At 72.8% G+C, this 11,380-nt stretch carries 7 protein-coding genes and 1 pseudogene; 4 read left to right on the top strand and 4 right to left on the bottom strand.

Going from position 1 to position 11,380, the window contains the following annotated elements; translation table 11 throughout:
* From ACFV6X_RS34165 to ACFV6X_RS34155, 3 genes are all read right to left on the bottom strand, one after another.
* A partial coding sequence (locus ACFV6X_RS34165; RefSeq protein WP_385390191.1) for a biotin/lipoyl-containing protein occupies nt 1-692 on the bottom strand: 692 nt, incomplete at its 3' end.
* A gap of 62 nt (nt 693-754) precedes the next feature.
* The gene (gene lpdA / locus ACFV6X_RS34160) at nt 755-2,143 is read right to left on the bottom strand and encodes a dihydrolipoyl dehydrogenase (RefSeq protein ID WP_385390190.1); all 1,389 of its coding nucleotides are present in this window, start codon (nt 2,141-2,143) and stop codon (nt 755-757) included.
* A gap of 310 nt (nt 2,144-2,453) precedes the next feature.
* Nucleotides 2,454-3,989, bottom strand: a complete 1,536-nt coding sequence (locus ACFV6X_RS34155) for a leucyl aminopeptidase (protein ID WP_385390188.1) — start codon at nt 3,987-3,989, stop codon at nt 2,454-2,456.
* A 353-nt stretch (nt 3,990-4,342) separates the two neighbouring features.
* Here ACFV6X_RS34155 and ACFV6X_RS34150 point away from each other — a divergent pair.
* From ACFV6X_RS34150 to ACFV6X_RS34135, 4 genes and pseudogenes are all read left to right on the top strand, one after another.
* A pseudogene (locus ACFV6X_RS34150) lies at nt 4,343-6,372 on the top strand (hypothetical protein).
* 140 nt (nt 6,373-6,512) lie between these two features.
* On the top strand, nt 6,513-8,060 hold the full coding sequence (gene pelF / locus ACFV6X_RS34145) for a GT4 family glycosyltransferase PelF (RefSeq protein ID WP_385390186.1): 1,548 nt from the start codon (nt 6,513-6,515) through the stop codon (nt 8,058-8,060).
* Nucleotides 8,057-9,571, top strand: a complete 1,515-nt coding sequence (locus tag ACFV6X_RS34140) for a hypothetical protein (RefSeq protein ID WP_385390185.1) — start codon at nt 8,057-8,059, stop codon at nt 9,569-9,571. The genes pelF and ACFV6X_RS34140 overlap by 4 nt, the downstream gene beginning before the upstream one ends.
* Nucleotides 9,572-9,766: 195 nt before the next feature.
* Nucleotides 9,767-10,576: an endo alpha-1,4 polygalactosaminidase gene (locus ACFV6X_RS34135; RefSeq protein ID WP_385390183.1), complete on the top strand. Its 810-nt coding sequence runs from the start codon at nt 9,767-9,769 to the stop codon at nt 10,574-10,576.
* Nucleotides 10,577-10,582: 6 nt separating this feature from the next.
* Here ACFV6X_RS34135 and ACFV6X_RS34130 read toward each other — a convergent pair whose 3' ends face one another.
* Nucleotides 10,583-11,365, bottom strand: a complete 783-nt coding sequence (locus ACFV6X_RS34130; protein WP_385390182.1) for an adenosylcobinamide-GDP ribazoletransferase — start codon at nt 11,363-11,365, stop codon at nt 10,583-10,585.
* Nucleotides 11,366-11,380 lie beyond the last annotated feature (15 nt).

Here is an 11,380-nt window from a genome sequence, read left to right as displayed (position 1 = left end):
GCCGGGGTCTCGGCGGCGGGCGCCGGAGCCGGGGCGGCGGGAGCCGGGGCAGCGGCCGGAGCCGCACCCGGGGCGCCGATGACGGCCAGCTTGGCGCCGACCTCGGCCGTCTCGTCCTCGCCGACGGTGATCTCCAGCAGCACGCCCGAGGCGGGCGCCGGGATCTCGGTGTCGACCTTGTCGGTGGACACCTCCAGCAGCGGCTCGTCGGCCTCGACGCTGTCGCCGACCGACTTCAGCCAGCGGGTGACAGTGCCCTCGGTGACGGACTCGCCGAGCGCGGGCAGGACCACGTCCGTGCCCTCGGCGCTGCCGCCGCCGGCCGTGGCCTCGGCGGTGGGCGCCGGCGCGGGGGCGGCCTGCTCGGTGGACGGCTGGGCCTGCGGGGCCGGCTCCTCGGCCGGCGCGGCGGGCTGCTCGGCGGCCGGAGCCGGAGCGGCGACCGGCGCACCGGTGCCGTCGTCGATGACGGCCAGTTCGGCGCCGACCTCGACGGTCTCGTCCTCGGCGACCTTGATGGAGGCCAGGACACCGGCGGCCGGGGCCGGGATCTCGGTGTCGACCTTGTCGGTGGAGACTTCGAGCAGGGGCTCGTCGGCCTCTACGCGCTCACCCTCGGCCTTCAGCCAGCGGGTGACGGTGCCCTCGGTGACGCTCTCGCCGAGCGCCGGAAGGGTTACGGAAACCGCCATGGTTTCGGTTGCTCCTTACGAATTGCGGAAGTCTGTGTCGTCGCGCCCAGTGACCGAGGGGGTCAGTCGTGGGAGTGCAGGGGCTTGCCGGCCAGCGCCAGGTGCGCCTCGCCGAGCGCCTCGCTCTGCGTCGGGTGGGCGTGGATGAGCTGGGCGACCTCGGCCGGCAGCGCCTCCCAGTTGTAGACCAGCTGGGCCTCGCCGACCTGCTCGCCCATACGGTCGCCGACCATGTGCACGCCGACCACCGCACCGTCCTTGACCTGGACGAGCTTGATCTCGCCCGCGGTCTTCAGGATCTTGCTCTTGCCGTTGCCCGCCAGGTTGTACTTCAGGGCGACGACCTTGTCCGCGCCGTAGATCTCCTTGGCCTTGGCCTCGGTGATGCCCACGGAGGCGACCTCGGGGTGGCAGTACGTCACCCGGGGGACACCGTCGTAGTCGATCGGGACGACCTTCAGACCGGCCAGCCGCTCCGCAACCAGGATGCCCTCGGCGAAGCCGACGTGCGCGAGCTGGAGCGTCGGGACCAGGTCACCGACCGCCGAGATCGTCGGGACGTTGGTCCGCATGTACTCGTCGACGAGGACGTAACCGCGGTCCATGGCGACCCCGGCCTCCTCGTAGCCCAGGCCCTGCGAGACCGGGCCGCGGCCGACCGCGACCAGCAGGACCTCGGCCTCGAACTCCTTGCCGTCGGCGAGGGTGACCTTGACACCGTCGGCCGTGTACTCGGCCTTCTGGAAGAAGGTGCCCAGGTTGAACTTGATGCCGCGCTTGCGGAAGGCGCGCTCAAGAAGCTTGGAGCTGTTCTCGTCCTCGACCGGGACGAGGTGCTTGAGGCCCTCGATGACCGTGACGTCGGTGCCGAAGGACTTCCAGGCGGAGGCGAACTCGACGCCGATGACACCGCCGCCGAGCACGATCGCCGACTTCGGCACGCGGTCCAGGACGAGGGCGTGGTCCGAGGAGATGATCCGGTTGCCGTCGATCTCCAGGCCCGGCAGCGACTTCGGCACGGAACCGGTCGCCAGCAGGACGTGGCGGCCCTGGACGCGCTGACCGTTGACGTCCACCGAGGTCGGGGAGGACAGCCGTCCCGCACCCTCGATGTAGGTCACCTTCCGGGACGCGACGAGGCCCTGCAGGCCCTTGTACAGGCCCGAGATCACCTCGTCCTTGTACTTGTGGACCCCGGCGACGTCGATGCCCTCGAACGTGGCCTTGACGCCGAACTGCTCGCTCTCGCGGGCCTGGTCGGCGATCTCGCCCGCGTGCAGCAGGGCCTTGGTGGGGATGCAACCCCGGTGCAGGCAGGTGCCGCCGACCTTGTCCTTCTCGATCAGGGCGACGTCCAGGCCCAGCTGAGCCCCGCGCAGGGCCGCGGCGTAACCACCGCTGCCACCGCCGAGGATCACTAGGTCGAAAACGGTGCTGGCGTCGTTCGCCACGTCACGTCCTCCATGCATGTGCGCCGTACGCCGGTCGACGTCGACCGGCTGGCGGCTGGTGTCCGGCCGCTGTACTTCGGCCCTTCGGTGGGGCCCTGTCCTGCCGAGCCCCATCTTCGCACCTGTCGGCACCGGACGAGACGCGGGGCCGGGGTGTGATACGTCGCACGCTCAGCTGTCACATGCGTGAGGCGTCGCCTGTCGACGGACGGGAAGGACCACGCCGGAAGGGGCGCGGGGAACTGCGAAACCAGCCACAGCTCACCCGCACCCGTGACGCGACAGTCGGTCACGACTCAGTGGGCGGACGTCAGCCCAGGTCACCCGCGGCCGTCAGCTCGGCCAGCCGCACCAGCGTCCGCACGCCCGACCCCGTGCCGCCCTTCGGCGTGTACCCGAACGGTCCCTGCTCGTTGAAGGCGGGCCCGGCGATGTCGAGGTGCGCCCAGGTGATCCCCTCGCCGACGAACTCCCGCAGGAAGAGACCGGCGACCAGCCCGCCGCCCATCCGCTCACCCATGTTGGCGAGGTCGGCGGTGGGCGAGTCCATCCCCTTGCGCAGGTGCTCGGGCAGCGGCATCGGCCACGCGGCCTCACCGACCTCCTCCGCGGCCTCGTGCACCACGGACCGGAACGCGTCGTCGTTGGCCATCACGCCGAACGTCCGGTTGCCCAGCGCCAGCACCATCGCCCCGGTCAGGGTCGCCACGTCCACCAGCGCGTCGGGCTTCTCCTGCGAGGCCGCCCACAGGGCGTCCGCCAGCACCAGTCGGCCCTCGGCGTCGGTGTTCAGCACCTCGACCGTCTTGCCGCTGTACATCCGCAGCACGTCGCCGGGGCGCGTCGCGGAGCCGGACGGCATGTTCTCGGCCAGCGCCAGCCAGCCGGTGACGTTGACCTCGAGACCGAGCCGCGCGGCCGCGACGACGGCCGCGAACACCGCCGCCGCCCCGCTCATGTCGCACTTCATCGTCTCGTTGTGACCGGCCGGCTTCAGCGAGATGCCGCCCGAGTCGTAGGTGATGCCCTTGCCCACGAACGCGAGGTGCTTCTTCGCCTTCGAGGAGGTGTACGAGAGCTTCACCAGCCGCGGCGCCGACGCCGAGCCGGCCCCGACGCCCAGGATGCCGCCGTAGCCGCCCTTGGTCAGCGCCTTCTCGTCGAGCACCTGCACCTTGATGCCGTGCTCCTTGGCCGCGGCCTGCGCGACCGCGGCGAACGCCTCGGGGTTGAGGTCGTTCGGCGGGGTGTTGACCAGGTCGCGGGCGCGGTTGAGCTCCTCGGCCACGGCCGTGGCGCGCTCCACCGCCAGCTTGTGCGCCTTGTCGCGCGGCTTGGCGCCGAGCACGGTGACCTCGGCGAGCGGGGCCTTGCCGTTCTTCTTGTCCTTGGCGGCGGCCGCCTGGCCGTTCTCCTTGTAGGCGTCGAAGGAGTACGCGCCGAGCAGCGCGCCCTCACCGATCGCGCCGACGGAGGCCGAGTCCTCGACGGGCAGCGCGAAGGCGGCCTTCTTGGCGCCGGCCAGTGCGCGGGCGGCGGCCCCGGCGGCCCGGCGCAGCGCCTCCGCGCCGTACTCCGCGTCCTTCTCCGGTCGGGCGCCGAGGCCCACCGCCACCACGAGCGGTGTCTTGAATCCGGCCGGGGCGGGCAGCTTCGTCACCTCGCCCTCGGCGCCGGAGGCACCGAGGGTCTCCAGGACGCCGGCGAGTCCGCCGTCGTACGCCTTGTCAACGGCCTCGGCGCCCGGTGCGACGACGGGGCCCTTGTCGCCCTTGGCGACACCGATCACGATCGCGTCGGCCCGCAGGCCGGGCGCCGCGGCGGTGCTGAGAGTGAGAGCAGTCACGGTGGTGAAATCTCGCTTCCGATGTGAAGTTCCTGTGGCCGAGGGGTGGGCCGACCGGGCCCGACAGCCGACCCTTGGATCGCTCGTGCAGTGGACTCTGTACCTGGTCCGGTATCGACCGGGCACGAGCCTACGCCCGGTGTCTGTTCGAGCATTCCTACGGGCGTTCACCTGTGAGTGGCGTCGTCGCCATTTACCGATCCTCGCACTCCATGACCTGAGTCACACTCATCGGGTTCGGGTGAGCCGGACGCTCACCGCTTTGCATGATTTCCACCGATCCGCCGTGCGTCCGTCACAAGTGCACACAGGCCTTCCGGGGCGCGCGGGGATCTTCTGGGGGGAGGACCACCATGGCGCGACGCGCGCACATACGGAGATCCACGGCCGCCGTCCTGACGGCCGCGGGACTGCTGACAGTGGGGATCGGCGTACCCGGCGCAGCCGCGGCACCCACGCCGCGGATCGATCTGAGGGTGCTGGTCGTGGACAACGGGGAGAGCCCCGTCCAGGCCATCACCGCGCAACTGAAGAGCACGGGCATCCCGTACACCACGGTGAGGCTCACCGACCCGAACCGCCCGACGATCACCGGGGCCTGAGCGACACCGTGAACGGCGCGCCCCGGGCCAGGTTCCAGGGGGTCGTCCTGCCCGACGAGGCCCCGTTCGGTGCGGGTTCCGCCGAGCAGACCGCGCTGGAGACCTACGAGCGGACGTACGGCATCCCGCAGGTCGACGCCTACACCTGGGCGCACCCCGGGGTCGGCCTCGACCACACCAGCGAGGGCGGCTACGCCGGCACCCTCGACGGTCAGCAGGCCGCCGTCACCGACGCGGGCCGGGCGGGGCCGTTCGGCTACCTGGACGGTGCCCTCGCCTTCGAGGACAACTCGCCGTCCGTGCAGGAGAGTTACGGCTTCGTGGCCCGGCCGCGCAGCGGCTTCACCAGCTACGTGGACGTCCCGGTGCCGGCCGGGATCGGCCGCGGCAGCCTGGTCGGTGAGTACGCCCACGACGGCCGCCGCGAACTCGTCGTCACGTTCGCCTACAACCAGCACCAGCGGCAGTTCCGGGCGCTGGCCCGCGGCATCGTCGAGTGGCTGACCCAGGGCGTGCACCTGGGCCGCGACCGCAACTACTTCGCCGTGCACGTCGACGACGTCTTCGCCCCCGACGCCCGCTGGGACACCGAGCGCGACTGCACGCCCGGCGACCTGGACTGCGCGGACGGCACCGGGGAGGGGACCACGCCGATCCGGATGACCGCCGCCGACGTGCAGTACGCCGCGCAATGGCAGCGCGAGCGCGGCTTCACGCTCGACATGGTCTACAACGCCGGCTCCGGCGAGGAGTGGAAGGCGCAGAACGGCGGCGCGGACGCGCTCGCCGCGCGGCTGATCGCCGACCGCAACCAGTACCGCTGGATCAACCACACCTACACGCACCCGTTCCTGGGCTGCGTCCAGGACACCTCCACCGTGCCGTGGACCTGCGCGAAGAACGCCGACGGCACGACGCGGTGGATGAGCCGCACCGAGATCGCCGCGCAGATCCGAGACAACCACGACTGGGGGGTGCGCAACGGCCTGCCCGTCGACCGCACGGAACTCGTCACCGGCGAGCACTCGGGCCTCAGGACGCTGCCGCAGCAGCCCGAGGACAACCCCAACCTGGCGCGCGCCCTCGCCGACAACGGCGTCAGGTGGATCGCCTCCGACAACTCCCGCGAGCCCGAGCAGCGGGCGGCCGGCAGCGCGCTGACCGTGCCCCGGCACCCGATGAACGTGTACTACAACGTCGGGACGGCGAAGGAGATGGCCGACGAGTACAACTTCATCTACACCTCCAGGGCCGACGGCGGCAGCGGCATCTGCGAGAACAACCCGACGTCCACCTGCCTGGACGACCCGCTGGACCCGGCGACGGGCTACGCGTCCCACATCGTCCCGCAGGAGACCCGGATCGCCCTCGGGCACGCCCTGAACAACGACCCGCGACCGCACTACGTGCACCAGTCCAACCTCGCCGAGGAGCGGCTGCTGTACCCCGTGCTGGACGGGGTGCTCGGCGAGTACCGGGCGCTGTTCGCCGACAACACGCCGGTGGAGAACCTCAGCCAGAAGGCCCTCGGCACCGAGCTCCAGCGTCGCGCCGAGTGGCAGAAGGCCGTCGCGGACAACCGCGTCACGGCGTACCGGATCGGCAACACCGTCACCGTCGGCGCGCCGAGCGGTGTGGAGATTCCGGTGACCGCGCCGCGGGGCACCAGGCAGCAACTCCTGCTGGGCACGGCGACCTTCGGCACCCCCTACGCCGGCAAGAGCTCGGCCTGGTCGGTTCCGGGCCTGCTCCAGTCGGCGGTCACTCTGAAGCTGCCGTAGAGCCGACGCCTTCAGGGGCGCGGGGCCGTATCTGACATGCGGCTCCGCCGCGGGGCGCGCCCGGCCCACCACGGCCCGCGGCCGTGGTCCGGGCCGCAGCCCCCGCACAGGATCCGCAAACAGGGGGGAGCGGCGCAGCGATGCGCACCGGCCGTCACGTCACCATGCTCACCGAAGGCACCTATCCGCATGTGCACGGCGGGGTCAGCACCTGGTGCGACCAGCTCGTGAAGGGCATGCCGGAGGTCGACTTCCACATCGTCTCGCTCACCGGCAGCGGCCGCGAACCCGTGACCTGGGAACTGCCGCCCAACGTCTACCGGCACACCACTGTCCCGACCTGGGGCCCGCGCCCGGGCCACAGGCGGGCGCCGTACGGCCGGGCGCGGCGCCGCTTCCTCGACTCCTACGAGCGTTTCCTGCTGTCCTTCCTCGACCCGCAGTCGTCGTTCGACTTCGGCCAGGCGCTCTCCGAGCTGGCCCGCCTGGCCCGCGACGGGCGGCTGTCGGCGGCCCTGCGCACGGAGTCGGCGCTGCGCTCGCTGATGTGGATCTGGACGATGCCGCATCTGCCGACGGCGGCGGCCCGGCCCACCGTCCACGACGCCCTGACCGCGACGGACCTGCTGGAACACGCGCTGCGCCCGCTAGGGGTGCGGATCCCGCGGGACAGCGTCGCCCACGCGGTGAGCAGCGGTCTCGCCACGCTCCCCGCCCTCGCCGCGCACGAGCTGGACGGTGTGCCGTTCCTGCTCACCGAGCACGGCATCTACCTGCGCGAGCGCTACCTCGGCCAGCGCCGTGACGCCCAGCGCTGGCCGGTGAAGGCGTTCATGCTCGGCTTCTACCGCGCGCTGAACTCGCACGGCTACCGCGCGGCCGACCTGATCACCCCGTGCAACCAGTACAACCGCCGCTGGGAGGAGCGCGGCGGCGCCGACGCCGACCGGATCCGCACGGTCTACAACGGCGTGGACCCGGCCGCCTTCCCGCACGCCGGACCGGAACCCGACGTCCCCACCCTCACCTGGTGCGGCCGCGTCGACCCCATCAAGGACCTGGAGACCCTGCTGCGCGCCTACGCCATGGTCCGCGCCGAACTCCCCGAGACCCGGCTGCGCCTCTTCGGCCCCGTCCCGCCCGGCGGCGAGGCCTACCGCACCCTCCTGGAGAAGCTCGCCGCCGAACTCGGCGTCACCGACGGCCTCACCTTCGAGGGCCGTATCAGCGAGGTCTGGCGCGCCTACGCCGCCGGGCACGTCGTGATGCTGTCGTCGATCTCCGAGGGCTTCCCGTTCTCGATCATCGAGGCCATGTCCTGCGGGCGCACGACGGTCTCGACCGACGTCGGGGGAGTGCGCGAGGCGGTCGGTGACACCGGTCTGGTCGTGCCGCCGCGCGAGCCGGAGAAGATGGCCGCGGCGACGCTGACGCTGCTGCGGGACGACGAATGGCGCCTCAGGCTCGCGGAGTTGTCCCGTCGGCGGGTCATCGAGCGGTTCACGCTCCGCCGCTGCGTGGAGAACTTCGGCACGATCTACCAGGAACTCGCGGGGCGGGCCGAGGTCTACGAGCCGACCCTGGAGACGGTCGCCGACTGGACCGCCGAACTGCGCGACCCCTGGTACGCGTCCGTCGCGACCTGGGAGTCCGCCCGGACGACGTCCGGGGGAGGGGTCGGCTGGTGAGCGGAGACATCCGGCTGCCCCCGGCGGCCCGCCCCGACACCCTGTCCGTGATCCCGCGCCGGCGCATCACCCCCGGCTGGGCGGGGCCCGACCCGGTCGGCCAACTCGCCGAGCGCCTCGCCGACTTCGTGGCCGCCGCCGTCCATCCCGACGAGATAGCCGCGCTGCTGGAGTCCGACGGCCTGTCCGACGCCCAGATACGCGAGCGGTACGGCGTGAAGAACTCCTTCGCCCTCGGCGAGGAGCTCTACGAACGCGTCGAGCGCCGCCATCCCGAACCCGACGGCCCGGTCCACGACCCCTGGCAGGCCGGCCTGATCGGCTGCCTGCTGCGCGGCGTGGTCTTCGCCCTCCCCGGCCTCGCCTACGTCCTCGGCGCCCCGTTCCTCGCCGGCCCGCGGGACGACGTCGGCCTCCCGGCCGGCACGATCCCGCTCCTCGCGGGGGCCCTGACGGGCTGGGCCTGGAACCAGGGGCTCGCCCACCGCGCGTACTCCTGGCTGAGCCTCGGCGACCGCTCCGCCGCCCGCCGCTGCCTCCTCGTGGGCGGCCCGCTCGGTGCCGTGCTCGGCGCCCTCGCCGCCCTCGCCGCCACGGGCGCCGCCGGCCCGTCCGCCGTGGCCTTCGCCGCCGCCCAGTCCTGCTATCTGGGCGCGTCCACCGCCGTGCTGGTCCTCGGCCGCGAACGGGCCCTGCTCGGCGCGCTGCTGCCGATGGCGGCGGGAGCCGTGGCCGCCCTGCTCACGGACGTGCCCGAGGCGGCCCGCCTCGCTCTGCTGCTCGCCTCACTCGCGGCGGTCACGGCCCTCGCCTGCCGGGAGGTGGCGCCCGCAGCGAAGGAACTGGGCGAGGGCAGCCGGCCGGCCGGGCTCACGGCACTGCTGCCCTTCGGGGCGCTGGGCCCGGTGCCGCGCCGCACCGGCGGCCCCCGCCTGTCGGCGTCCCTCCCCTACGCCCTCTTCGGGGTGGCCGGCGGTGTCCTGGTGCTGCACGCCGCCCTCGGTGACGTCCTCACCGGGCAGGGGCCGAGCGCGCTCGGCGCACCGGCCGCCGTGGCGCTCACGCTCAGCATGGGCCCCGCCGAATGGCTGCTGCACCGCTTCCGCAGCGGCAGCCTGGCCGGGCTGCGCTCCACCGGCACGCCCCGCGCCTTCCGGCGGGTCACCGCCGGTACCGTCGCCCGGTGCCTCGCCGGCTACCTCGCCGTCCTGCTCGCCCTCGCGCTGGCCACCACGGCGCTGTGGCCGCACACCCTGTTCCCCGGCGGCGTCCGCCTGGCCGGGCTGCTGCTGCTCGGCGTGGTGCTGTGGACGGGCCTGCTGCTCCAGTCGTTCGGCGCGGTCCTCGGCGCCGCGGCGATCTGCGGCACGGCCGCCCTCGCGCAGACGCTCGTCCTCGTCACCCACACCGGCGCACCGCACCTGGCCGGCGTGGCGGTGTACGGCTGCGCCGCCGTGGCCCAGGCGGCCCTGGTCTGCGCCCTGCTGGGAAGGGCCACCGCCCACCGATGAGCACACTGCTGGTCCCCTGCTCCGAGCACCCGGCCGTGCGCGCCGCCCGCCTCCGCGCGGCCGGCGTGCGGGTGCTCGGCCACACCGACACCGCCTACGGTGACCGCCCCACGCCGGAGTCGTCCGGGACCTGGCCCGGTACCTGGCGCGGGGAGCGGCCCAGCACTGCGCGGTCCCCGGCATGGGAGATCATCCATGAGGTACGTCGCCGCACACCCTGGAGCCCTCCCGGTGAGACGCCCGATCCTCCTCGTCGCCCTGCTGTTGCTGCTCGCGGGCTGCGCCTCCGACCCGGAGCCGCCGGAGGAGATATGGCAGCCGCGGCCCGGCACCGACTGGCAGTGGCAGTTGCGCGGCCGTCTCGACACCTCCGTCGACGCCCCCGTCTACGACATCGACGGCTTCGACAACTCCGAGGCCACGGTCGCCGCACTGCACGACGAGGACCGCAAGGTCATCTGCTACCTCTCCACCGGCGCCTGGGAGGACTGGCGCCCGGACGCCGAAAAATTCCCCGAGTCGGTCCTCGGCAAGGGCAACGGCTGGGAGGGCGAACGCTGGCTCGACATCCGCCGCACCGACGTCCTGCAACCGCTGATGGCCGCCCGCGTCGACATGTGCCGCGACAAGGGCTTCGACGCGGTCGAGCCGGACAACATGGACGGCTACGAGAACGCCACCGGCTTCCCCCTCACCGCCGCCGACCAGCTCCGCTACAACCGCCTGATCGCCGGCCTGGCCCATGAACGCGGCATGGCGGTCGGCCTGAAGAACGACCTCGACCAGATCCCCGAACTGGTCGGCGACTTCGACTTCGCGGTCAACGAACAGTGCGCCCAGTACGGCGAATGCGAGGCCCTGACCCCCTTCGTGAAGGCGGGCAAGGCGGTCTTCCACGCCGAGTACGAACTGCCCACCGACCGCTTCTGCGCCGAGTCCCGCCGGCTGAAGCTGAGCTCGCTGCTGAAGAAGTACGAACTGGGGGTCTGGCGCCGGACCTGCTGAGGGACCTCACGCCAGGACGAGCACCAGCAGTGCCGTCGTCGCCGCCGTCTCGGCGAGGGCGCCGAACACATCGCCGGTGACCCCGCCGAACCGGCGCACGCAGTGCCGCAGCAGCACCTCGGCCACGGCGGCGGAGACGACCACCGCGAGAGCGGCGCGCAGAATGCCGTACGTCCCGAGCAGCGCCCCACCCGCCGCCGCGGCGCCGGTCACCGCCAGGGCGACGCCCACCGCGCCGCGCACCGGAACGACTCCGGCGACGGCCGCGCCCAGCCCCTCCGGCCGGGCGGGCGGTATCCCGGCGCGGGCGGCCAGCGTCAGCGCCAGCCGGGCGGCGGTTCCCGCGACGACGGCGGCGAGCGCACCCCGGGCCCAGGAGCCGTCGTAGAGCTGCGCCAGGGCCGCCACCTGGGCCAGCAGGACGAAGACCAGGGTGAGCACCCCGAACGGCCCGATGTCGGACTGCTTCATGATGCGCAGCGCGTCCTCGGCGGGTTTGCCGCTGCCCAGCCCGTCCGCCGTGTCGGCCAGTCCGTCCAGATGCAGGCCACGGGTGAGCACGGCGGGGACGGCGGCACTCGCGACGGCGGCGAGCGGCGGACTGGCTTTGAGGAACAGCAGCAGCAGACCCGCACCGGCCGCGCAGAGGCCGACGACGAGACCGGCGAGCGGCGCGCGGAGCATCCCGCCGCGCGCGGCTTCCCGGTCCCAGCGCGTCACCCGTACCGGCAGGACGGTGAGGGTGCCGAAGGCGAAACGGAGGCCGTGCGGGGGCGGGAGCAGGGGCATCCGGGCAGGTTACGC

The sequence above is a fragment of the Streptomyces sp. NPDC059861 genome (assembly GCF_042731435.1).
Classification (GTDB): Bacteria; Actinomycetota; Actinomycetes; order Streptomycetales; family Streptomycetaceae; genus Streptomyces.
Note: the sequence above shows the minus strand (reverse complement) of the source record. Positions and strands in the feature narration are given on the sequence as shown.

Bases quoted from the DNA above. Each gene is read 5' to 3' on its own strand.
- pelF (WP_385390186.1), top strand. From the start codon at position 6,513: ATGCGCACCGGCCGTCACGTCACCATGCTCACCGAAGGCACCTATCCG.
- ACFV6X_RS34135 (WP_385390183.1), top strand. From the start codon at position 9,767: ATGAGGTACGTCGCCGCACACCCTGGAGCCCTCCCGGTGAGACGCCCG.
- ACFV6X_RS34130 (WP_385390182.1), bottom strand. From the start codon at position 11,365: ATGCCCCTGCTCCCGCCCCCGCACGGCCTCCGTTTCGCCTTCGGCACC.